Below are 23,471 nucleotides of genomic sequence, written 5' to 3'. Positions count from 1 at the left end.
TTTTCGCCTTTTTCTGCCGGGCGGCGTGGAAGCCGCTCAGCCGCGCGAGAGAATGGACAGCGCGACGCGCCGTGCGCTGGGCTGGAAACGGCCTATCGTGGCGAGCAGTTCGTCTTCGCCGACTGGTTTGCCCAGATAGGCGTCGCAGCCGGCCCAGCTGCCGCGGAACTTGTCGAAGGGCGAGGACTTGCTGCTCAACATCACGACCGCCGTGCCCCTGGTCGCCGGATCGGACTTGATGCGCTTGCAGACCTGATAACCGTCCATGCCCGGCATCACGACATCGAGGAAAATGCAGGTGTAGCGCTTGGCCTGCGCCATGGCGACCGCCGCTTCGCCGTTTTCGGCGTAGTCGACGTCGAAGCGGAACGGGGCAAGCCTGGTGCGCATGAACGCGCGCACGGTGGCGCTGTCGTCGACCACCAGCACAGATTCGGCCGGCGGCGGCGCGATCAGTTCGGGCTGCGGACGATGGCGGTCGGCGGCGCGGCGGAAGTCCGTTCCGTTCCACTGCCCGCCGTTCGGGGCGGGCCGGCTGGCGCGCATCGATAATGCGGCGAGCATGGCCTGATCGAGCTGCTCGAACAGCTTCATCCAGCGGATCGGTTTTTCCACTGCGGGCCACGGGGAGTCTTCTGGCGCGCGACCGATCAGCAGCGCCGGCGCATAGGCGTTCGGCGCGCGCGCCTCCATCTGCTGCAGGCCCGATGGGTTGTCGGCATTGACGAGATAGACGTCGCTGCGTTCCGCCGGTCCGTCCGGTTCGGCATAACAAAATGCGCGCCTGCCGGTGAGGCGGAAGGTGGAGGCCAGCAATGCTTTTTCTGTTTCGGAAAAACCCAGCATTTCAAGAACGAAACGCCTGCTGGCGACCTGGGGCTCCTGCTGCTGGGGCGTCTGGTTCATAAAAAATCTCTTGGAAAAATGGATGCCGGCGATTGCCGACCGTAATTGCTGAAATGGTAACAGAGGAGCATGTAGCAAGGAACCGTTCGGCGCGCGCAATGCATGAGATAAATCGCCAACGCGGATGGCGCCATTTGCATCAAGTACAATCCGGCGGTTACGGGAAACCATGAACGGTTCCCGTTTGCCTAAGAAGGAGCCCGAGGGCGGGAACTGGGTTTCAGACGTGACAATTCAATAACAATGCAATAAAGGTGTCTTGTGTCTTCAGAACATGCAAAAGACAGTCTCAGAACGCTCACCCTGGCCGCCATCGGCATCGTCTATGGCGATATCGGCACCAGCCCGCTATACACCATGAAGGAGGTGTTTTCGACCGAGCATGGAGTCGCGCTGACACCCGCCAATCTGCTTGGCGTGGTTTCGCTGATCCTGTGGGGGCTGACTATCATCGTTTCGCTGAAATACGTGTCGCTGATTCTGCGCGCCGACAACCGCGGCGAGGGCGGCATCATGGCGCTGATGGCGCTCGCACTGTCGTCAGTAACGTCGAAGTCGCGCTGGTACCAGCCCGTGATGTTCGCCGGTCTGGTGGGAGCGGCGCTGTTTTTCGGCGATGGCGTGATTACGCCGGCCATTTCGGTTCTGTCGGCAATGGAAGGCCTGGAAGTGGCGACGCCGGTGATGCAACCTTACGTGGTGCCGCTGACGGTGGCGGTGCTGGTCGGGCTATACATGGCGCAGCATCATGGCACCGCCGGCATCGGCAAGTGGTTCGGGCCGATCGTGCTGATATGGTTCCTGGCCCTTGCTGCGATGGGCGTCGTCAATATCGTGCACAACCCCGCCATCCTCGCCGCGATCAACCCGCTGCACGCGCTGGACTTCCTGACGCGTAACAGCTGGCTGGCGTTTGTCGCGCTGGGTGCGGTCGTGCTGGCTTTCACGGGCGCCGAAGCGTTGTATGCGGACATGGGCCACTTCGGCAAGCGGCCGATTCGCATGGCCTGGTTTTTCGTGGTGTTTCCCGGGCTCGCGCTGAACTATCTGGGGCAGGGCGCGCTGCTGTTGGCCAATCCCGCCGCGGTGGTCAATCCGTTCTTCCACCAGCTCGGCCCGTGGAGCATTTACCCGCTGGTGGCTCTTTCCACTGTCGCTACGGTCATTGCCTCGCAGGCGACGATTTCCGGCACCTTCTCCATGACGCATCAGGCGATCGCGCTGGGCTTTCTGCCGCGCATGCGGATCATGTACACGTCGGAGCGCGAAATCGGGCAAATCTACATTCCGCTGATGAACTGGCTGCAACTGTGCGCGGTCGTGCTGGCCGTGATCGGCTTCGGCTCGTCGTCGAAGCTGGCGTCGGCGTACGGCATCGCGGTGACCCTGACGATGCTGATCACGACCGTCCTGACCTTCTTCGTGATTCGCTACCGCTGGCACTACAACCTGCTGCTGTGTGTGGCAGCGACCGGCTTCTTCTTCATCATCGACCTGGCTTTTGTTTCGGCCAACTCGCTGAAGATCGTGCACGGCGGCTGGTTCCCGATCCTGCTGGGCGCGGTGATGATCACGATCATGCTGACCTGGCGTGACGGGCGTCACCTGGTGTATGAAAACCTGAAGAAGCACATGATTCCGCTCGAAGAGTTCTTGCAGTCGCTGTTCATCAGTCCGCCGACGCGGGTGGAAGGAACGGCGATCTTCTTCCGCGCGGAAGGCGACGGCGTGCCGCATGCGATGCTGCATAACCTGCTGCACAACAAGGTGCTGCACGAGCGCACCATCTTCCTCACGGTGACCAATGCCGATATCCCGACTGTTCCGCCGCAAGAAAGGATACAGATCGAGCCGCTCGGGCACCAGTGCTATCAGGTCAATGTCCATTACGGCTTCAAGGACGAACGGGACATCCCGCACGCGCTGGAGCTGTGTTCGCAGAAGGGGCTGGAGCTTGACATGATGAACACCTCGTTCTTTATCGCGCGCCAGACCGTGATCCCAAGCGTCGGATCGGGGATGGCGATGTGGCGCGAAGCGCTGTACGCGACCATGTCGCGCAATGCGCGCGACGCGGCCGACTATTATCGGGTGCCGAGCAACCGGGTGATCGAACTGGGAACGCAGGTGGAGATCTGACGGACCGCCGGCATGCGGCGCGCCTTCCGGCCGCTGAGGGCGAAGTGTGGCTTTTTCATAATTACTGTTTATTTATACAGTAATTGTGATACAGTAATGCTTCGTTCAATGCTGTTATCAGGGAGGAGAACTGCGATGGCCTATCTTAATAATTCCATCAGCCCGCGATTCGGTCTGGAATATGCACCAACGTCATTTCTGATGCGTTTCGGCCGGCGTGAAATGTTTGTCTGCCGCGACTTCCGCAAGCGTTTTTACAAGGTCAACCCGTTGCTCGATTGCAGCACCGGCATCGAGCCCGGCCACGTGGAGCTGCTGGTGTTCGGCAAATGGCTGGTCATCCTGTCCCGCGCACGGTAATTCACCTTCCGCATGAACTGCGTCAAATGGCGGGCGGTGCGCGGAATTAATCCTCGCGCATGGCGGCGATGCTGTCTATATTGGTAGTCACTCCTGACATGGCGCCCAGCGCGCAGCAGGAGGGATTGCAATAGATGCATTAGATGGAGGCATGCTATGAAGAGGCTATCGCTTATTCTCGCGGTCCTGTTGTTGGCAAGCTGCTCGGGCATGCGGTCGGGAAGTAACTCCAGCGGCACCAGCGGGGCCGGCGGAACGACCGGATCAGGCGCTCCGGGCACCACGCAGGGCGATATTTATCGTCCCGGCGGCTGATACCGGGGCTGCGCCGCTCCGCCCATCCTGAGGTGGACGCTCAGGGCGGCAGGAGGCCCGCAAGCAGCGTCCGCATACGCTCCCAGTGCGAGCCTTCCCAGTAGATCCGGCCGCACCTGCCGCAGGCGCTGAAGCGCTCGTAAGCATCGAAGACACGCGCTGGTACCTTGCATCTGGCCAGTTCCCTGGGCACGGCCGAAAGAGGCGCGTTACAGTGCATGCAGAGCGTAAACGGGCGCGCGCTGCGACCCAGATCCAGGCGTTCGAAGATTTCGCGCAATTGCTGCGCCGATTTCAGTGCGTGCACATAACAGCCGTGCGTGATCTCGCGCCGCATCAGCAAGCCGCGGTCCCGCGTGAGCGCGATGCGTTCCTCGCGCGCTGAAATGGCTGCGATCTCGTCATCGCGAAAGCCGTTGTCGTACAGCGTATCGAAGCCGGCCATGCGCAGCAGGCGCGCCAGTCCGCCGAGATGGGTATCGGCGACGAAGCGCGTCACGCGCAGCGGACGGTCCCGCACGCGCAGCAGCGGCGTGACGTCGAGCGCTTCGCATTTCGGATAAACCGCCACGCGGTCGCCGTCCTTCAGCACGCGGTCGAAACCGGATGATACGCCGTTGACCAGCACCAGTTCGACTTCGGTATGCGGTACGCCGAGCGCCTCGATCATGTGCTTTGTCGTGGCGGCCCGCGCGCATGCACAGTCGAAATCGCGCTTGCGCCGGGCAGGCGCGAGGAACTCGTTCAGCTCTTCATAGAAGCGGAATGTCGCCGTGACCATTTGCGCATTATGGCACCGCGCAGCGTACGACGGCGACGAGTTGGGGCCGGATTAGCGCGCGGCAAGCCGCCACAGCGACGTGACCTCGGCCGAGCGCGCCGCGTGGAGCGGATCGCCGGCATCGGCGGCTTTCGGATGCCGGGGCCGCATGTCGAGACGCCCGAGGACCTTCAGGCCGGACGCATCGATGAGCACGAGCAATTCTTCACGCGTGCGCAAGCCGAGGTGCTCGGCGAAATCGGACAGGATCAGCCAGCCTTCGCCGCCGGGCTCCAGATGATTCGCGAGCCCCGCGAGAAAGCCGCGCAGCATGCGGCTGTCAGGATCGTATACCGCGTACTCGATCGGCGAGCTGGGCCGCGCCGGCACCCACGGCGGATTGCAGACGACCAGCGGCGCGCGTCCGGGAGGGAACAGGTCGGCCTGGACGATCTCCACCTGCTGCGCCAGGCCGAGACGCCCGATATTGTCGCGCGCGCAAGCCAAGGCACGTGCGTCCTGGTCGGTGGCGACCACGCGCTGCACGCCGCGCTGCGCCAGTACGGCAGCCAGCACGCCGGTGCCGGTACCGATGTCGAAGGCCAAAGTCGTCGCCGGCAGCGGAGCCTGCGCCACCAGGTCCACATATTCGCCGCGCACCGGCGAGAATACGCCGTAGTACGGATGAATGCGCTCGCCCAGCGCCGGAATCTCTACCCCTTTCTTGCGCCACTCGTGCGCGCCGATCAATCCCAGCAATTCGCGCATCGACACGACCGATGCTTCGCCGGCTGCGCCCCACGCCTCGGTACAGGCCTGGCGCACATCCGGAGCGCGCCGCAGCGGGATGGCATAGCTCGCGTCCAGCGGCACCAGCAGCATGCCGAGGATGCGCGCGCCCTGCGCCTGCGCCTGGCGCTGCAGGTGGAAGGCTTCCGCCGGAGACGCCGGCTGGCGGGCGGGGCGCGCCCGGCGCGGCTTGCGGTCGATGCGCCGCGCCAAGGCAGCGAGCAGCTGGCGCGCGTTCTGGAAATCGCCGCGCCACAGCAGCGCGCTTCCCTCGCAGGCCAGCTTGAAGGCGGCATCGGCGCCCGTGCGATCGTCGGCGATTGCCACTCGCCGGGGCGCGGGAACGCCGCTTTCGGAGCGCCAGCGCGCGGTGTGTGGCTGCCCGGCCTCGCTCCAGGTCAGGACAGGGGCCGAGGTCGAGATTGCCTGGGGCTCGCTCGAAGGTGGATTTTGTTGCATCTGATTCATGGAGGTAAGTGGTGAACGGCGACGGCATTTCGCTCGCGAGGTGGCATTTAAACACATCCGCGCGCGGGCGGCGCTACGATCGGATAGAATCGCACTCCCCGCGCGCAAGAGGAATTCCAGCCATGAACCACATCCCAGACATCAAACCAGGCCAGTCCATCGAACTGCTCAAGGAACTGCATATCCTGACGCGCGACGGAAAGATGAACCAGGACAGCCGCCGCAAGCTCAAGCAGGTTTACCACCTCTACCAGTTCATCGAGCCGCTGCTGCGGGAAGTGCGCGAGGAGCACGCCGATATCCGGCTGGTCGACCACGGGGCAGGGAAGTCGTATCTCGGCTTTATCCTGTATGACCTGTTTTTCAAGACGCTCGGCGACCAGTCCCACATCTACGGCATCGAGACGCGCGACGAACTGGTGGCAAAGTCGCGCGAGCTGGCGCAGCGGCTGGGTTTTCCCGGCATGTCCTTCCTCAACCTGTCGGTGGCCGACTCGATCACCTCGCCGCTGCTGCCGCCCACGGTCGATGTCGTGACCGCTCTGCATGCCTGCAACACCGCGACCGACGACGCGATCCGCTTCGCTCTGGCCAAGCAGGCGAAATTCATCGTGCTGGTGCCTTGCTGCCAGGCGGAGGTGGCGTCCGTGCTGCGCAAGAACAAGGGCAAGGCAATCGGCAGGAGCGCGCTGACCGAAATTTGGCGCCACCCGCTGCACACGCGTGAATTCGGTAGCCAGGTCACCAATGTGCTGCGCTGCCTGCAACTGGAGGCGCACGGCTACCAGGTGACGGTGACCGAGCTGGTCGGCTGGGAGCATTCGATGAAAAACGAGCTCATCATCGCCAGCTACAAGGACTTGCCGCGACGTCGCCCGTCCGAGCGCCTGAACGAAGTGCTGCGCGAGCTGGGGCTGGAGGAAATGAGCGGGCGTTTCTTCGTGCCTGCATGATATCGGCATGACGTCGGCACGCGCGGCCGCTAGCGTCCCTGCGCGTCGCCGCCGATATCGAAACGCTTGTTGTACAACACGTCGAGCCCGCCGATGGCGCCGCCGCGCAGCACCACCGACCAGTGGCGCGTCCAGTCGTAGGTCAGCTTCAGCACGCCGGCTGCGCCCGCCAGGCTTTGCTCATAGCCGATATACAGGCGGTTCGAGATTTCCTTGCCGAGGCTGACCACCTGCTGCGCGCCCAGGCCGAATTCGCTGCTGCCGACGGCCAGCTGGTCGAGCCCGAAGCCCTTGGCGATGCGCGTGCCGCCGATGCGGTTGAACAGCCCGAGCGCGGCGTCGGTGGCGGCGGCCTGCGCCGCGGCGGGGCCGGCGTCGCCGCCGCTGCCGGCGCGGCCGAACACCAGCCAGGACAGCTTGTCTTCCTCCGGCACGTCCGGCTCGGACACTAGCTGAACGCGCGGCTGGCGCACCGTGCCGGTGACCTGGACACCGGCCGCCACTTCCTTATCGCGCCGCATCGCCAGGATATTCACGTCGGGGTTGGAAAATGAGTCGTGAAAGTTGAGTAGCCCGCGTTCTATCTTCAGCTTGGTGCCGAATGCCTCGTAGGTACCCTCGACGATGCGAACGGTTCCGCTCGCCCTGGCTACCTCGCCGGGCGCGCTGGCGACGGCGAGTGTGCCGCCCAGCAGGACATCCGCCCCCGAGCCTTGAAAGCGGAAGTCTTCGCCGAGGTCGAAATCGATCGCTATGAGCGGTGCCAACGGGCCGGCAATCGTTGCGCCGCCAGGCTGCGTCGCCGTGCCCGCCGAGCCGGCCCGTTGTTTGCTGCTTACCACCAGCACGTCGCCATCGAGCTCGGGGGCACTTTTTTCCGGCAGCAGAAAGCGCGCGTTGTCGGCTCTCATCTTGCCGCTGATTTTCAGCACGCCATTGGCGTCGGCGATATCTGCCTGACCCGAGACCGTCAATTGCGCCGAAGGCTTGGACAACAGCTGCAGCCGGTCGGCGCTCAGGGTCGCACTCAACCCGGCGCGTTCGCCCGCAAGCGGGATGCTGCCGGCGGCTCGCAACGTGCCTTCGCCTCCATGTAGCTCCAGCTGGCGTATTTCGAGGACGTTATCGGCAAGCCGAAGATGCGCGCTGCCGTCGCGCAGGCGCACGCCCTGATCGTAGACGGTCAGCGCCAGCTTGCTGCCGACGGCGTCGCCGGACAGCAGCGGCGCATCCAGCGTCCCGCCCGCTTGCAAGTCCACGCCAACGCTGCCGTCCAGCCCGACCTTCGGTCCTGCCAGCGATGCAATGCTTTGCAGGCGCGGCACCTCGACCGTGAGGCGGCCGGACAAGGGCGAATCCGGCGAAGGCCGCAGGCGCCCGTCGATGGGGCGTAAAACCACCTGGGCCTGGCCGCGCGCGGTTCCGATGCGGCTGGCGTCGGCATCGAGCGCGAGCTGCAGCGTTTGGCCGCCCATCTCTCCGCGCAGCAGGAAGTTCTTGAGCCCGAGCGCATTGTCGCGCCCGCCGCTCGTGATCCGGATGTCGCCACGCTTTCTCTCAAGCGCAAAGTAGCCGTCAGCGGAACCGGAAAGCGCAAGCTTCCAGCGGCCGTCGAGCAGCAGATCGGTCTTGAGCGGGACAGCTTCACCGCCGAATTCGCGCCGCAGTTCCAGCAAGCGGCCAAGATCGAGCCCAGTGAAAGCTCCCTCGGAGTTGAACTGGGCATCATCCGCCCGCAGGCTTTTCAGATCGATCTGCGCCTGGTCCAGCGTCAGCCGCGCGGTGCCAAGGGCGATGCGCCGCGGGGCGATACTGACGGACAGCGGCTGCGCCAGCGACAGGCGCGCAACACCGCCGCTTTCCATTCTGTCGAGCCTGCCGTCCCAGGAATAGCCTTGCTTCAGTTCGCGCAACGCACCGTGCGCCGACAGGTCGAGAGAAAGCGGCTTACCGAGAATTTGTCCGTTGGCCGCCAGTGCAATGGCATGGCTGGCGTAAGTGCCGTGGACCGAGGCATTCAGCCGGCTCAGCGCGGCCTGGCCGCTGCGCGCATCTCGCGCGTCGAGTTCCAGCGTCACGCGCGCATCCGGACTCCTGCCGGGGACGCCTTGCGTACGGACTTGGGCCGCGAGCCGGGCAAGGCGGTATTCCCGGTATGCCAGGCGCTCGGCGCGCACGCTGGCGTCGATGATCGGGCGCTCCAGCGTTCCTCCCAGTTCGCCGTCGGCCTGCAAAAGACCCGAAAGCCCGTAGCCGAGGCGCTCCAGCGCAGGCGAATCGATGCTGAACTTCAGCCGTTGCGGCGGCGCGCCGAATCCGCCCTGCAGCTGCAGCTTGTTGCCGGCCACTGCGAGCCGCGCGTCGCCGGCCAGCGTCCGCTTGCCGCTGAAACGCAGGCTTCCCGCGCCATGCATCGGCAAGCCGGCATAGGTGCTGTCGCGCACCTGGAATCGCAGCTGCGCGCGCCATTCCGGCAATTGCGCGCCTTGCGCCTCGAAGTCCGCATTGATGCGCGCATCGGGAAGCGTGTCGGCCTTGGAGCCGCGCTGTCGAGCCAGGAAACGGGCCGGGTTGAAATCGGCGAGGCTGCCGCGCACGGCAAATGCGTGTTCGCCGTCGCGCGCGAGGGTACCGGCAAGCTGCAGCTGCGCGTTGCCGGCAGCGAGCAGCGCGTTGTCCAACGCGATCTCACGTTCCCCGATGCGGGCGTCGCCTTTCAGGGAAAGCGATGCCCCGGAAAGCGCGAGGCGGATGCGCAGCGTCCCGCCTTCAGTATCAACCCTTGTCGGGCCGGCCAGTTGCGCCGGCGTGAGCCGGGTGTGCAATGCGTGCGGATCGAGCCCGGCCGCCTCTAGCGCCAGATGGACCTGGCCCGAATGGCTCATTTCCCCTGTGCCCCGCAACACGCCGCGCGGCAGGCGTACATGGAGGTCGGACCACTGCTGGCGCCGGGCGTCCAGCAGGAGATCGGCCCTGGCCGAGACCAGCGGCAGCAATCCGGAGTCGAGCGGGCCGGCAAGCGCATTCGCAAGCGTGACGGGGCCGCTCACGGCGAAGCCGGATGCGCCTTGCGCCGGCACGAGGTTGGCGTCGACATCGAGATCGGCACGCGGTGCGGCGGCGCTAAAGAGTTGCGGGTCAAGGTGCCGCAACCTGATCTGCGCGCGGCGCAAAGGCACGGCATCGAACGGCACCGCCTCGATTTGCGCATTTCCCGTGATGCGGTCGCCGCTCGCGTCGAGCCGCAGCTCCAGCGAACGCAGCGTGCCGCCGAGTTGTGCGTCGAAGCGGTATCGTTCGCCGCGCCATTCGCCGTCCAGCCGCGCGCTGCCGCCGACGGCGAACGGGGCGATGCCGTTCAGGCGCAGAATGGCGCTTACTGTGCCGAAGGGCGTGCTTGCATGCTCCAGCGTCAGCGCATGGCTCACCTTGTCGGAGCCGGCTCGCAGCCGGATGTCGTTGATCGTGGCGACAGCCGCCCCCTCCCGGACTGCGAGCTGGCGTAGCGCTGCGTCACGGACTTCGAGTTCCACGGGCAGGGTGAGGCGGGCGGGCAGGGCGAGCGGCGCGGACGGCGTCGGGTACAGCGTCACGTCGACGGTGCCGATGCGCAGCGCATCGACGGTCAGCTTCAGCGGCGCGCGCGACCAGGCCCAGTCGGCCGCCAGCGTATCGATCCGGATCAGCTTGCCCTTGTCGCGATAGGCAAGGCCGCGCAGTTGTACGCCGCGAATGGCCGTGCCGCCCACGAGTTCGCCCGACAGCGTTCCCGGCACCAGCCGCATCGCGATGTGCCACAGCGCACGCGCGCCGGGTTCGGTGCATAGCGCGCCGAATGCCAGCGTCGCCAGCACCGCGACGAGCGACAGCGCCGCGGCCAGGCGCCGCCGGGCGGAAAGGGACAGGACAGGCTTGGCGGAGTGCGCGCGTTTCATGATCAAAACACAATCCCCAGCGACAGGTGCGGCCGGATATTTCCGCCCTGGAAGCCGTAGGCCAGGTCGCCGTTGACCGGGCCTACCGGGCTGCGCCACCGCGCACCGATGCCGACGGCATGGAAGAAGTTCTTGCCGCTCCAGCGGTCGGTCGCGGCGCCCGCGTCGTAGAACAGCGCAGCGCCCCATTTTTCGGACATCCAGTGCTGGTACTCGATGCCGCCGGTGACGAGATAGCGGGTCGGATAAACGGTACCGTTGCGTTCGTTGCCGATGCTCTGGTAGCTGTAGCCGCGCACCGAATCGGCACCGCCCGCGCGAAACAGCAGAGATGCGGGGATTTCGGCGTTGCCGCCCCTGGACACGACGGCGCCCAGTTCGCCGCGTGCGACGATCAGGTCGCGCCGGCCCACCGGACGGTATTGGCGCATGCGCCCGTAGAGGCGAAAGAAGGATTGGTCCGTCAGCACGTCGTGCAGCGCGGCCCCGGCTTCGATCGATGCGATGTAGCCGTGGCGCGGGAAGAGCGGATTGTCTACCCGGCGCCGGGTCAGGGCCACCCCCGCCACCAGCGCGCTGTGGGTGCCGGGCTCGACCACCGTGTCGGCCGGCGGCGCGCTTGCGCCCTGTTGCAGCAGCCGGTCGCTGTAGTATTCGAGGGTATAGGAGAAGTCGTCGCGGTCGCTGGTGCGGGTGCGGCGCAGGCCGATCCGCTTGCTGCGCAGGTCGATGCCTTCGAGCGTGGTGCGCTCGACCGAAGCATGGCCGCTGTTGACCCAGGCGCCTGCGCCGGGCGGCATCGCCAGTTCCAGCGCGCCGGACTGCCGGCGCTGCTCCAGGCGTGTCTGGGCGTCCAGTACCCAGGCGCGGTCGAACAGGTTGTAGTACGAGTAACGGCCTTCCAGGTGGGCGCCGGTATCGGTGGCGTAACCGGCGCCGGCGCGCACCCGGTGCGCCGGAAACTCCGTCACGCGAACGTCGACCGGCGTGCCGTGCGCATGACCCGGATCCTTGTCGATATCGACTACGACATTGCTGAAGTAGGGTGTGCGCTGGATCTGATGCTGCAGTTCGAGCAGCCGGTCTGCGCTGTATTCTTCATCGGGGCGCAATGGGTTGACGTTGCGCACGATGCTGTCCGGGTAGCGCTCCGTGCCCCTGATGCGCAGCTCTCCGAAAGTGAACGGCGGGCCGCTGTCATAGTCGATCTCCAGGTCGGCCTGCGCCTGCTCGGGATCGATGCGGGCCTGCGAGCGGGCGATGCGCGCCGCGGGGTAGCGGCGCTGCTGCAGGTCCTGTAGTCCGGCTTGCTTGGCCGCGGCCCAGTCTTCCTGGCGGAACGGCGAGCCCGGCCGCAGGCCCCCGTATCCGCCTGCCTGTTCGACCCGCGATGCATCCCCGCTCGCCGCGCCGCTCAGCCGCACGGCTATGCGGCCCACGACGGTGCGCGCGCCCGGCGCGACCTTCAGGCGCACGACGGTCGTGCCGGAGTCACGGTCAACCTTGAGCTCGGTCTGCGGCTGGAAATAGCCCTCGGTCGACGCCAGCCGGGTCACCTGCGCGGCCGCCGTGTCGAGCATGAACTGGAACTGGTCTTCGTTCAGGTCGTCGCGCTCCTGGTAACGGACCAGGTCCAGATGCGCCGCCAGCAGGTCGCGCAGCGAATCCGGCGCATCCAGTTCGACTCGGTAGGATGCTAGCGCACGCGGACCGGCGGCGAGAAAAAGCAGGGAGGCGAGGAGGGAAAGCGCGCGGCGTGAACAGGATGGCGAGAACCGCAAAAACCGTAATGCGCTCAAATCTTTCCCTATGCGTTAGCGTCTTGCCCCGAAGCCGGGGTGAATACGCTGCCATTGTGCAACAGTAGGGCGTTGTGTGCAAATTGACAAGCCGGGCGGATGCGGGCAGACCGCCCCGGCCAGGTAGTCCGGACTGACGCGGACCGTGCAGTCGATGGGGGCGCAGCGGGATTCGGGTTGCTTCAGTCGGCGCCGGAAGCGTCGATGTCGATCAGTGGCAGCCCGCTTTCCGCATCCAGGGTACGCTGCAGGTGGCCCGGCGATTCGATCAGCATGACTTCCAGCGTCGGACGCACATAAGCTTCCAGCAGATGGCCGCCATGGGCGCTGCCGTCGCGCTTGCCGACGACCACGTGGGCGTGGATTTTCGGGCGCGCCTGATGCAGGGCGACATCGCCGGCCAGCGTCAGCACCTCGACCTGTTCGCGCAGGGGGATTTTCTCGTAATCCTTTGAGTCCCAGTTGAAATAGCCGAGAACGACCGAGCTGAACGCCCCGATCGCGCTGAATCGCGCGGCCGAAATGCCTTGCTGTTCGCAAAATTCCTGCAGGCTCGATACCGCCTCGTCGCCGCTGTCCATGATCAGCGCATAGGTGCGTTCCGCAGCTTCATTGATGAGTTTGTAGCGCATGTCGTCTCCATCGTGCCCGGCCGATCTGTCGTACATGACTGCGACACCGCCTGTGCCACAAAAGATTCGGCAGGCTTCCGTGCGATGCAACTTGTCATTGTCTGGCCGGTCACAACGTTAAATTGCCGCAAGCGCCTGCCCGATAGAACCGCGTCCCGCCATGAATCGACAAGAAGACCGGTACCCGCCAATTGCCGACTATGCTCTGATCAGCGATTGCCATTGTGCGGCGCTCGTCTCGGCACGCGGCTCGATCGACTGGTGTTGCATGCCGCGCGTCGATGCCGACAGCTGCTTCGGGCGCCTGCTCGATTGGGACCGGGGCGGCAATTTCGCCATCTTTCCGGCATCCGACCAAGTCACGGTGACACGCCGTTACCTACCTGAAACCATGGTACTGGAAACCTGCTTCGCCACTGCGCAAGGGCAGGTACGCCTCTGCGATTTTTTCTCGGTGGAAGGCGATGCGGGCGCGCAGTCGCATTTCGAGCTGATGCGCCTGATCGAAGGCGTTTCCGGCAACGTCGAGCTGCACATCGATATCGCTCCGCGCTTCGATTACGGCGAAATCATCCCGCGTGTGCGTCGCCAGGGAAACGGTGTCTACACCGCCATCGGCAGCGACATGGGAATGGTGATCCAGTCCGATGTCCCGCTCGACGTGATCGGACACCGGCAGCTCGCTGGCAATTTCTGCATCCATGCCGGGCAGCGCTTCAGCCTGTCAGTGCGTTTCGAGCATCCGGAACTGATCGATACCACCCCTAACACACCGCCCGCAGCGGCGCCGCCCGAGCGATGCTGCGACGCGATTTTCGAGCGAACATGCCGCTGGTGGCGCGACTGGTCGGGACGGATCCGCCTGCCTTACCCGCTGGACGAACAAAGCCTGCGCTCGGCAATCGTGCTCAAGTCCCTCAGCTTCGAGCGAACCGGCGCAATCGTGGCGGCGCCGACGACGTCCCTTCCGGAATGGATAGGCGGATCGCGCAACTGGGATTACCGTTTCAGCTGGGTACGCGATTCGGTCTTCACCGTGCGCGCGCTCGACCGCCTTGGCTGCGACCGGGAGTCCGACCGCTTCTTGCAGTTCGTCCAGCGCAGCTCGGCTGGCAGCGCCGCCGAGCTGCAGATCATGTATGGCGTGGACGGCAAGCGCCGCTTGACCGAGGTCGATTTGGATGTGCTGGAAGGCTATCGCGGTTCGCATCCGGTGCGTATCGGTAATCTCGCCTCGCGCCAGAACCAGCATGATATCTACGGCGAAATCCTGGAACTGGCATGGTTGTGGCACGCCGAAGGCGGCAACATCGAACTGCAGTACTGGGATTTCCTGGTCGACGTGGTCAATGCCGCCTGCGAAAGATGGCGGGACCAGGATTACGGCATCTGGGAGTTCCGCGACGGGCCGCGCCACCATGTGCATTCCAAGGCGATGTGCTGGGGTGCGCTGGAGTACGGCATCAGGCTGGCGCAGGAAAGGGAGCTGCCGGCGCCGTTGACGCATTGGGTAGAAACCCGGCACCACATAAGGGAGACGATCGAAAGCGAAGGCTACGATGCGCAGCGCGGAATTTTCTTGCAAGCATTCGGCGAGGATTACCTCGATGCGGCGCTGCTGCGACTGCCGCGCATCGGCTTTGTCGCCTACGACGATCCGCGCATGATACGTACCACCGACGCAATCCGCGCCGGCCTTGAGCACGACGGGTTGCTAATGCGCTACAACTCACCCGACGGGCTGCTGGGCAGGGAAGGCGCGTTCATCCCATGCACCTTTTGGCTGGTCGACTGCCTCGCGCGGCAGGGGAGGCCGGAACTGGCCTGGAGCTATTATCAGCGTGGCCTGCGGTGCGCGAATTCGCTGGGCTTGTTTTCCGAGGAATTCGATCCGGATAGCGGCCAGATGCTCGGCAATTTCCCGCAGGCGCTGTCCCATGTATCCCAGATCATGGCACGCCTGGCACTGGCGGAGACGGCGCAATCCACGTCGAAGCCGGCGTGATGCCGCATGTCACGCTACACCGTAGTGTCCGGCGCAAAAGGCCTTTCCGTCGCAGATTTTTCCCGACAGCGATTGCATGTAATCCCTAGCCACATGTACCGTTAGTGCATTTTTACTATCTTTGACCTGAGTCAACGGGGCAGGATGACTTGTCCATGCCGATGGCATACAGTCTTTATGGGACTTCGATACAACCGCCGGTCGCCTTGCAGGGCATGGCCGGTCATGAATGTGGAGCGAATCATGAGCACCCTCGTATGGTCGCCTCAGATGGAACTTGGCATTCCAGGCATGGACAGTGCGCACCAGGCGTTTTTCGCGGAACTTGCGCATATCGCGGCGGCACCCGATGATCAGTTCGGCGCGCTCTTCTTTCTCCTCATCGCCAAGCTCGAGCGTGATTTCGAAGAAGAAGAGGAATTGATGGAGCGGATCGATTTCCCCGCCCTCAACAGCCACCGAGAACAGCATGCGCGAGTGCTGAGCGGCTTGCATCATGTCGTGCCGCATGTGATGAACGGCAATATCGGCATCGGGCGGCACGCGATCGAATTGCTGCAGGAATGGTTCCTGTTTCATCTGACCACGATGGACTTGGCGTTGGCTGTCGCACTCGATATGAACCCTGGACGCGGCGATTTGGCGGCCTCGCCGACGATTTCTCCAAAACCGGAACCCCCGCAGAATCGGGCGGCCGGCTAACTGGCCGGTTTATCGCGGTACTGATTTCGAACGAAAATTCCGGCGGCCTGGGCCGCCGGAACTCATGAATTCGACGTGCGCCAGGTTCCGTCCGCCTGGCGGCAAGCCGTGCCATAGATTTTTTCCTTTTTACCGCCAACAACACCGTCCACGGTGTACTCCCTGCATGGCGTTCCCGAGGTTTCATAGGTGCGTGTGGGCGTGACGGTGTACTGATTGCCGCTGTCGGGATTGCGCCAGTGCGACGAGGCACCGGTGCGTTCGGTTTCGAGGGCGCGCGTGACCTTGAGGCGATCAGTGTCGTCCATCGAGCGTCCAATCGCGCCGCCGATGAAGGCGCCAGCCAGCGATCCGGCGATGGTGGCGGCGGTCCTGCCGTCGCCACCGCCGACCTGAGAGCCGAGCACTCCGCCAAGCACGCCGCCAAGAACGATGCCGGTCTGCTCCTGGGTGGGCGGAGTATTGCAACCTGCCAGACTCAGTCCGCAGCATATGAGTGTGCAACGAATGAAAGAGAGTTTCATCGACAGTACCCTTTGTCAGAACGTGTTGGCACAAAGGATATCGATGGCATGCCATTGCCGTCTTGACAGCTGTCAATCGGTCAAGACAAGGTGGCTGGGCTTACTCGCGGACGGCAAGCACCGGCTTCCGGTGCATGGGTGTGACCGGTTGTTGCAAGGTCAGGAAAGTGTGAAACGACACGAACAGCAGCATGATCCACAAGCCGGGTTCGCGCCGACGGTCAATGAAGAACAGGCTGATGGCCGCAAACGCGACCGGAAACAGGATCTGCAGGTCGACGGTATTGTTGGTGGCGCGCTTTAGCAACAGGTTGAACGCTCTGACGCCATCCACCAGGGCCGCCGCCACGCGCGAGCGGTTGGCAAGCATCGTCAGGTCGGTTTCGACGAACCGCGCGATTTGGGCTGCGTCTTCCATTTTTGGCACGACAAAGGAAAGCAGCTTGTTTTCATCCTCCAATGCCCTTTGCAGGCGCTGTTCGATGTCGCGGTCGTTCCTGTCGTAACGCACAACCACCGACCCGGTAACCGGATTCGCTTCGACCTGGTGTACGCCGTCAACGGATGAAACGAGCTCGCGGACGTGGTGGAAGAACAAGGGATCGCCCTTTGCCTCGGGGGCCTTGAGGCGTATGCGTCCCGGCAGTCGATGGACCACATGGCATTGGCGCGGCATCGGATTGCCTTTGCAATGGAAACGATGCGAAATAGCAGTTTGACCTTTTCAGTTTCGCATCGTTCCTGGGGTAACCCGGATTGCAGCCGGGCTGGGCGGGCTGCACGAAGCCCGCAAGTCGGCGAGAATTGTCGGGAGATGCCGCTAGTGCAGCGTGTGATACGCCTTGCGAATCATCGTGAGCGCGACAGGCAGGCATTCGTGGCTCTGCAAATCGGCGGGCTGGTTTACCTTGGGAACGTAGCCCCAGCGAGAAGAACGCACCATGCGGATATACTTCATGTCGAGGTCGCCAGCCTCTTGCAGCGTCCGCAACGCTTCCTGTTCGATTTCATGCACCAGGCGCCAGGTCAGGACGCGTCCCGCCGTACGATGACGTTCCACGATCGCATCCACCGCGAGCTCAAGCCGCGCCTGGACCGCATGCAATTTATGGCCTTCAAAGAGTTTCATCCGACGTCACTTACTCCCATGGTTAAACTACTGTATGCGCATACAGTATAGAACAAAATGCTCCGCCATTCCATGAGGCTTCGCAAACCTCATTTCCGCCTTTTTTCCTGATAGATTTTTAATTCAGGAAAATTTTATATAGACAACATTTATGGGTGAATTTGCTGGCCCTGCGGCTCGCAAAGTCGTTGCATTGGCAACTGAATGGCACAAATAAATACCCAAATGGAATTAAATGCACCAAGGAAATGCCGCAGGGAAAACATTGGACGCCGGATGCGAAAACAAGTTCGCCCGGGGCGCCTAGAATCGAGGGGAGATAGCTACGCCTTGGCGATATGAGAGGTGCCGGCTTGAAAGGATTGTAATGCGCACTCCATGATCGTGCGCTTCATCAATTCGGCCGTTGTCGACAGCCGGCGGCTCTTGAGCCAGACGATGGCGAAATGGGTCTGCAACTGCGGTGGCAGTGGTAAATTCAGGCGCACCAGTTCGCGCCGTCTGATCTGCTCCTGGACCGCGCTGGGCGGCGAAAAGAACAGCACGTCCGTCAACACCGCGCTGGTGCGCAGCAGACCGAAGTCATTGCTGGCGACGGCGCTGGAAGACAGCATGCCGGCCGGCAGTTCGGGATACGCTGCCAGCACTCTTTCCAGCTCTTTCGGGATTTTCGTCAGTCCGGTGAACGGATACTTCTGCAAGTCCGATAGTGCCGGCTTTTTCTTTTTCAGTAACGCATGGCCGCTGCGCACGTAGACGCAGATAGGCTCGGCCGGCAGAGGCACCAGCTCGAACTCGATGATGTCTTCCAGCTCGCGCGAATCGGCGACGAAGAAGTCGATTTCTCCGTTGAGGAGCATGTGCTTCTGGTGGTCCCAGTAGCCCGATTCGACCACGACCTGCACGTTGGCGGCGACCTCGCGCAACCGCGCCAGTGCGACCGGAATCAGGGATGAACACAGCACAGTGCCGGCGGCGATGCGTACCGAGCCGTTCGCTTGGCGCTTGATGAGGTCGATCTCGGTATGCAGCTGCTGCACCTCCGACAGCAGCGAGCATGAACGCGACAGCAGCCATTGGCCGATGGGCGTCAGGCGCACGCCGCGCGACAGCCTGTCGAAAAGCACGACATCGAGCTCTTCTTCCAGCGTGCGTATGCTTTTCGAGAGCGCCGGCTGGGAAATATTCAGCCTGGCACTGGCCCGATGCACATTGCCGGACTCCGCCAGCGTCACGAAATGCTGAAGCTGCTTCAGGTTCATCCGATAACCTCAAGGTATCAGTCGCGATAGTAAATCTCATTGGACACTGCAATGAGCCATGCCAGATACTAAGCCAAACCGCCGCCGCCCCGAAAGGGGGAGGCGCCTCGCGGCATTGCCGCGGGCATCGGGCAGGCACACAATAATCCAGTTCGGGGAGACACCGGATGCCGCGTGACCAATCTCTTTTTCTGCAGCCCGCCTGCGCCGGCGATTACCGGGAGCTTGCGCGCCGGCGCCTGCCGCGCCAGTTTTTCGACTATCTCGACGGCGGCGCCTATGACGAATCAACGATGCGCGCCAACGTCGACGATCTACGTTCGGTGCTGCTGAGGCAAAGGGTGATGCGCGACGTGTCGCGCATCGACTTGCGCACCGAAGTGCTGGGGCAGAAGCTGGCCATGCCGGTCGTACTCGCCCCGGTCGGGCTGGCGGGGATGTTCGCGCGGCGCGGCGAAGTGCAGGCAGCCCTGGCCGCGCAAGGCGCGGGGATCCCTTTTTGCGAGTCGACCGTCTCGATCTGCCCGATGGAGGAATTGCGTGCGGCGGGCGCCGCGTTCTGGTACCAGCTGTATGTGATGCGCGACCGTGGATATGTGCGGGAGCTGCTGCAGCGCGCGCATGCGGCCGGCAGCCCGGTGCTGCTGCTGACCGTCGATCTGGCGGTGGTCGGCGCGCGCTACCGCGACGTGCGCAACGGCGTGACCGGAGCGCGCGGCCTGAAAGCCGGGCTGGCCCGCGCCTGGGACTTCGCCTCGCACCCTTCCTGGCTGATCGACGTTGCGCTCGGCGGCAAGCCGCTGGTGTTCGGCAACCTGCGCCAGGTATTGCCGCATGCACAGCGCCTGACCGACTTCAGGGCGTGGATCGACTCCCAATTCGACCCGTCCGTCACGTGGGACGACCTTGCATGGCTGCGTGACAACTGGCCGGGAAAGATTGTCGCCAAGGGCATTCTCGACGCCGACGATGCGCGCCGCGCGGCAGACCTGGGGCTGGATGGCTTGATCGTTTCCAACCACGGCGGACGCCAGCTGGATGGCGTGCCGTCGGCGATATCGGCCTTGCCAGCGGTGGCCGACGCGGTGGGCGACCGGATCGACGTGCTGGTCGACGGCGGAATCCGCAGCGGCCTGGACGTGGTCAAGGCGCTGGCGCTGGGCGCACGCGCCTGCCTGCTGGGGCGGGCCTGGGCCTACGCACTGGCCGCGCGCGGCGGAGACGGCGTATCCCACGTGCTGGACATCGTGAGCAAGGAAATGGAGGTCGCCATGGCGCTGACCGCCTGTCCGGACGTGCGTTCGATCACGCGCGAGGCGCTGGCAAGCCAGGCCATGACGGGGCCTGCGCAATACGCCGGCAGCGATGGCAAACATGGAGAAAGGAGGGCGCAATGCGGCAGTATCACAGCGATGTCGTCATAATCGGCGGCGGCCTGGCTGGCATCGTCGCGGCCCAGGAGCTGCTATCGTCGGGCAAGAGCGTCACCCTGCTCGACCGTGACGACGAGCAAAATTTCGGCGGCCTGGCCAAGGAAAGCTTCGGCGGCATCCTGATGGTCGGCACGCCCGAGCAGCGCCGCAGCAAGATCCGCGACACGCCGGAGCTGGCGCTGCGCGACTGGCTTTCGTTCGGCGACTTCGGCCGCGATCCGGCCGCCGAACTGTGGCCGCGCCGCTGGGCCGAGGCGTACGTGAACGACAGCTTCGGAGAAATTTACTGCTGGCTCAAGGAGCGCGGCATCCGCTTCCTGCCGCTGCCGCTGTGGGTCGAGCGCGGGCAATTCGGCGGCGGCAATTCGGTGCCTCGCTGGCACGTCACCTGGGGCACCGGCCACGGCCTGGCGACGCAACTGATCCGCACGCTGCTGGCGCACCCGCCACGACAGGCGCTGACGCTCGCGTTCCGCCATCGGGTCGACGACCTGAGCATGCAAGCCGGCCGCATCTGCGGCTGCTCTGGCGCGATCGAGGATACCGGCGAGGAATTCATGGCCAGCGCCGATACCGTGCTGGTGGCAACCGGCGGCATCAACGGCAGCATCGACCGGGTCCGCAAGCACTGGCACGCGGAGTGGAATGCGCCGCCGCAGACCATCCTCAACGGCTCGCACAAGTTCGCCGACGGCCTGCTGCATGACGCCGTCCAGGGGGCGGGCGGCAACGTCACCAATCTCGACCGCATGTGGAACTACGCGGCAGGCGTGCATCACTGGCGTCCGCGCAAGCCCGGGCACGGGCTGTCGCTGGTGCCACCGAAATCGGCGCTGTGGCTGAACTGGCGCGGCGAGCGCATCGGCCCGCAGCCGCTGGTGAGCGGATTTGACACGCGCGAACTGGTGACGCGCATCTGCAGCGAGGAACGGGCGTACTCCTGGCAAATCCTCAATCAGAAGATCGCGCTCAAGGAACTCGCCGTATCCGGCGCGGAATTCAACCCCTCCCTGCGCGACAAGAGCGTCGTCGGCTTCCTGCGCGATACGCTGCTCGGCAACCGCTGGCTGGTGCGCCAGATGACCGCCAATTGCGTCGACTTCGTGACCGCGTCCTCGCTGCCGGAATTGGTGGACAAGATGAATGATCTCCAGGGCGACCAGTCGGTCGACACCGCCACAGTAAGATCTGTGATCGAGTCTTACGATGCCGAGATCGCGCGCGGCTCGGCACTGCACAACGACGAGCAACTGAGGCGCATCGCCCACTTGCGCAAGTGGCGCGGCGACCGCATACGTACCTGCAAATTCCAGAAAATCCTCGACCCGGATGCCATGCCGCTGATCGCGATCCGCGAATTCATCATCAGCCGCAAGAGTCTGGGCGGCATCCAGACCGACCTCGACAGCCGCGTTCTGGACACGGCGGGCAATCCGATTTCCGGGCTGTATGCGGCCGGTGAGGCCGCCGGCTTCGGCGGCGGCGGGATGAACGGCTTGCGCGGGCTGGAAGGAACCTTCCTCGGCGGCTGCGTGTACAGCGCGCGGCGCGCCGCGCGGGCGATCGCGGGATGAACACGTTACCAATAATCAGATCAAGGAAACAAGCATGAAGAAAACCGCGGCATGGCTGGCCGTCTACGCGATGGAACAGCTTGGCATCAGGTTCACGTTCGGCATACCCGGCGTGCACAATACCGAGCTGTACGACGAACTCAACAACTCGCAGTCAGTGACGCCGGTGCTGGTGACGCACGAAGGCGGCGCGGCCTTCATGGCCGACGGCGTGAGCCGTGCCGCCGGCGACACGATCGGCGCGCTGGCCATCGTTCCCGCCGCCGGCTTCACCCACGCCGCCAGCGGCATCGGCGAAGCCTTCCTGGACGGCATCCCGATGCTGATTTTCTCGGGCGGGATCCGCACCGACACCGGCAAGCGCTTCCAATTGCACGAGATCGACCAGATGGAACTGGCCAAGCCCCTGACGAAGGCGGCTTTCCGCGTGCTGCGCCACGAGGACGTGGTGCCGACCATCTTCGAGGCCTACCGCATCGCCACCGGCGGCGAGCCAGGCCCGGTGCTGATCGAAATCCCGGTCAACCTGCAGCTGTTTCCCGGCGAAGTCGGCGAACTGCCGCGCTGGCAGGCGCCGCCGGCACAGCAGGCGCCGCAGCGCGAGCTGATCCGGCGCGCCGCCGATATGCTGCTCGGTGCTAGGAAGACGGGCTTGTTCGTCGGCTGGGGGGCGCGGGCGGCAACCGACGAGCTGGTCGCCATCGCCGAGCTGCTGCAGGCACCGGTCAGCACGACCTTGCAGGGCCTGTCGACCTTCCCGGGCGACCATCCGCTGCATGCCGGCTTCGGCTTCAGTCCGTCGGCCGTGCCGGCCGCGCGCAACGCCTTCAGCGATTGCGACGCGATGCTGGCGGTCGGTACGCACTTCGGCGAGATCCCGACCGGCAGCTTCAGTGCCGTGGTACCGCGTAACCTGGTGCATGTCGATATCAATCCCGCTGTGTTCGATGCCAATTACCCGGGGGCCGTCAACATCGCCGGGGATGCGAAGGCGACGCTGGCGGCGCTGCTGGCGGAACTGAAAGCGCGCGGGCCGCGGGCGGCGAATCCCGAGCTGCAAGCCCAGATCGCGCGCGACAAGCGCGCCTATCGCGAGGAATGGTATGCCCACGACAGCAAGGGCAGGGTCAATCCGGCGCACTTCTTCGACGAGCTGCGGCGCCAGATGCCGGACGACGCTGTCACCGTGCTCGACGACGGCAACCATACCTTCCTGACCGCCGAGCTGTTTCCTATCCATCGCGGCGGCAGGCTTCTGACACCGACCGACTTCAATGCCATGGGCTACGCGGTTCCGGCCGCCATCGGCGCCAAGCTGGCGCAGCCGGACATGGAAGTGTTTGCGATCGTCGGCGACGGTTGCTTCATGATGACTTGCATGGAAATCGTGACCGCGGCCGCCAACCGGCTCGGGATCATCTATTTCGTATTCCACGACGGCGAACTGTCGCAGATCGCCCAGGCGCAGCAGATCCCGTACAACCGCAAGCCGTGCACCGTGCTGGCCGGGCCGAACATCGAAGGCATCGCGCTGGCCACCGGCGCGGCCTACGTCGCGATGCGGGACGAGGCGGGGATCGCCGGCGCGATCGGCGAGGCAAGGCGCGTCGCCGCCGGCGGGCGCCCGGTGATCGTCGATGTTGCGATCGATTATTCGAAACGAACCGCCTTTACCAGCGGCACGGCCAAATCGACGTTCAAGCGCTTCCCGCTGTCGCAGCGGATGCGCTTCGCCGGGCGCGCGCTGATGCGCAAGGTGACCGGCTGAACGCGCGCATCCGTGTAT

General features: G+C 64.3%; 18 protein-coding genes. 8 read left to right on the top strand and 10 right to left on the bottom strand.

The window, feature by feature from the left end; genetic code table 11:
• Positions 1 to 36: 36 nt before the first annotated feature.
• Positions 37 to 906, bottom strand: coding sequence for a response regulator (locus FAY22_RS08320; protein WP_168204801.1), 870 nt, complete (start codon positions 904 to 906; stop codon positions 37 to 39).
• A 261-nt stretch (positions 907 to 1,167) separates the two neighbouring features.
• On the opposite strand from FAY22_RS08320, the gene FAY22_RS08315 reads away from it, so the two are divergent.
• Both FAY22_RS08315 and FAY22_RS08310 read left to right on the top strand, forming a co-directional pair.
• Positions 1,168 to 3,045, top strand: a complete 1,878-nt coding sequence (locus FAY22_RS08315) for a potassium transporter Kup (RefSeq protein ID WP_146329775.1) — start codon at positions 1,168 to 1,170, stop codon at positions 3,043 to 3,045.
• Positions 3,046 to 3,180: 135 nt separating this feature from the next.
• Complete coding sequence (locus tag FAY22_RS08310) at positions 3,181 to 3,405, top strand: hypothetical protein (protein ID WP_146329774.1); 225 nt, start codon at positions 3,181 to 3,183, stop codon at positions 3,403 to 3,405.
• Between the two features lie 355 nt (positions 3,406 to 3,760).
• Here the strand turns inward: FAY22_RS08310 and FAY22_RS08305 are convergent, their stop codons facing one another.
• Positions 3,761 to 4,501: a Mut7-C RNAse domain-containing protein gene (locus tag FAY22_RS08305; RefSeq protein ID WP_146329773.1), complete on the bottom strand. Its 741-nt coding sequence runs from the start codon at positions 4,499 to 4,501 to the stop codon at positions 3,761 to 3,763.
• Positions 4,502 to 4,552: 51 nt separating this feature from the next.
• Positions 4,553 to 5,728, bottom strand: coding sequence for a class I SAM-dependent methyltransferase (locus FAY22_RS08300; protein ID WP_146329772.1), 1,176 nt, complete (start codon positions 5,726 to 5,728; stop codon positions 4,553 to 4,555).
• Between the two features lie 131 nt (positions 5,729 to 5,859).
• Between FAY22_RS08300 and FAY22_RS08295 the strand changes: the two genes are divergently transcribed.
• Positions 5,860 to 6,690: an SAM-dependent methyltransferase gene (locus FAY22_RS08295; RefSeq protein WP_146329771.1), complete on the top strand. Its 831-nt coding sequence runs from the start codon at positions 5,860 to 5,862 to the stop codon at positions 6,688 to 6,690.
• A 29-nt stretch (positions 6,691 to 6,719) separates the two neighbouring features.
• On the opposite strand, the gene FAY22_RS08290 is transcribed toward FAY22_RS08295, so the two are convergent.
• The 3 genes from FAY22_RS08290 to FAY22_RS08280 all read right to left on the bottom strand — a co-directional run bounded on the left by FAY22_RS08290 (position 6,720) and on the right by FAY22_RS08280 (position 13,056).
• A complete protein-coding gene (locus FAY22_RS08290; RefSeq protein ID WP_146329770.1) occupies positions 6,720 to 10,625 on the bottom strand; it encodes a translocation/assembly module TamB domain-containing protein in 3,906 nt (1,301 codons plus the stop codon).
• Between the two features lie 2 nt (positions 10,626 to 10,627).
• Positions 10,628 to 12,424, bottom strand: a complete 1,797-nt coding sequence (locus tag FAY22_RS08285) for an autotransporter assembly complex family protein (RefSeq protein WP_371417382.1) — start codon at positions 12,422 to 12,424, stop codon at positions 10,628 to 10,630.
• A 182-nt stretch (positions 12,425 to 12,606) separates the two neighbouring features.
• Positions 12,607 to 13,056 carry a PPC domain-containing DNA-binding protein gene (locus FAY22_RS08280; protein WP_146329769.1) on the bottom strand — a complete coding sequence of 150 codons (450 nt, stop codon included), beginning with the start codon at positions 13,054 to 13,056 and terminating at the stop codon, positions 12,607 to 12,609.
• 160 nt (positions 13,057 to 13,216) lie between these two features.
• On the opposite strand from FAY22_RS08280, the gene FAY22_RS08275 reads away from it, so the two are divergent.
• Both FAY22_RS08275 and FAY22_RS08270 read left to right on the top strand, forming a co-directional pair.
• Complete coding sequence (locus FAY22_RS08275; protein WP_146329768.1) at positions 13,217 to 15,061, top strand: glycoside hydrolase family 15 protein; 1,845 nt, start codon at positions 13,217 to 13,219, stop codon at positions 15,059 to 15,061.
• 225 nt (positions 15,062 to 15,286) lie between these two features.
• Positions 15,287 to 15,763 carry a bacteriohemerythrin gene (locus FAY22_RS08270; RefSeq protein ID WP_371417381.1) on the top strand — a complete coding sequence of 159 codons (477 nt, stop codon included), beginning with the start codon at positions 15,287 to 15,289 and terminating at the stop codon, positions 15,761 to 15,763.
• 62 nt (positions 15,764 to 15,825) lie between these two features.
• Here FAY22_RS08270 and FAY22_RS08265 read toward each other — a convergent pair whose 3' ends face one another.
• From FAY22_RS08265 to FAY22_RS08250, 4 genes are all read right to left on the bottom strand, one after another.
• On the bottom strand, positions 15,826 to 16,287 hold the full coding sequence (locus FAY22_RS08265; protein WP_146329767.1) for an RT0821/Lpp0805 family surface protein: 462 nt from the start codon (positions 16,285 to 16,287) through the stop codon (positions 15,826 to 15,828).
• A 100-nt stretch (positions 16,288 to 16,387) separates the two neighbouring features.
• A complete protein-coding gene (locus tag FAY22_RS08260; RefSeq protein WP_146329766.1) occupies positions 16,388 to 16,963 on the bottom strand; it encodes an HMA2 domain-containing protein in 576 nt (191 codons plus the stop codon).
• A gap of 144 nt (positions 16,964 to 17,107) precedes the next feature.
• Positions 17,108 to 17,416, bottom strand: coding sequence for a DUF2471 family protein (locus tag FAY22_RS08255; protein ID WP_146329765.1), 309 nt, complete (start codon positions 17,414 to 17,416; stop codon positions 17,108 to 17,110).
• Between the two features lie 323 nt (positions 17,417 to 17,739).
• Complete coding sequence (locus FAY22_RS08250) at positions 17,740 to 18,678, bottom strand: LysR family transcriptional regulator (protein WP_146329764.1); 939 nt, start codon at positions 18,676 to 18,678, stop codon at positions 17,740 to 17,742.
• Positions 18,679 to 18,845: 167 nt separating this feature from the next.
• On the opposite strand from FAY22_RS08250, the gene FAY22_RS08245 reads away from it, so the two are divergent.
• Genes FAY22_RS08245 through FAY22_RS08235 form a run of 3 tightly spaced genes read left to right on the top strand, consistent with a single transcriptional unit; the run spans position 18,846 to position 23,453 of the window.
• The gene (locus tag FAY22_RS08245) at positions 18,846 to 20,102 is read left to right on the top strand and encodes an L-lactate dehydrogenase (protein ID WP_146329763.1); all 1,257 of its coding nucleotides are present in this window, start codon (positions 18,846 to 18,848) and stop codon (positions 20,100 to 20,102) included.
• Positions 20,072 to 21,685 carry an FAD-binding dehydrogenase gene (locus FAY22_RS08240; protein WP_146329762.1) on the top strand — a complete coding sequence of 538 codons (1,614 nt, stop codon included), beginning with the start codon at positions 20,072 to 20,074 and terminating at the stop codon, positions 21,683 to 21,685. Before FAY22_RS08245 ends, FAY22_RS08240 begins: the two co-directional genes overlap by 31 nt.
• A gap of 34 nt (positions 21,686 to 21,719) precedes the next feature.
• On the top strand, positions 21,720 to 23,453 hold the full coding sequence (locus tag FAY22_RS08235; RefSeq protein WP_146329761.1) for a thiamine pyrophosphate-binding protein: 1,734 nt from the start codon (positions 21,720 to 21,722) through the stop codon (positions 23,451 to 23,453).
• The last annotated feature ends 18 nt before the right edge of the window (positions 23,454 to 23,471 follow it).

It is taken from the genome of Noviherbaspirillum sp. UKPF54 (assembly GCF_007874125.1).
In the GTDB taxonomy this organism is placed as follows: Bacteria; Pseudomonadota; Gammaproteobacteria; order Burkholderiales; family Burkholderiaceae_D; genus Noviherbaspirillum.
Note: the sequence above shows the minus strand (reverse complement) of the source record. Positions and strands in the feature narration are given on the sequence as shown.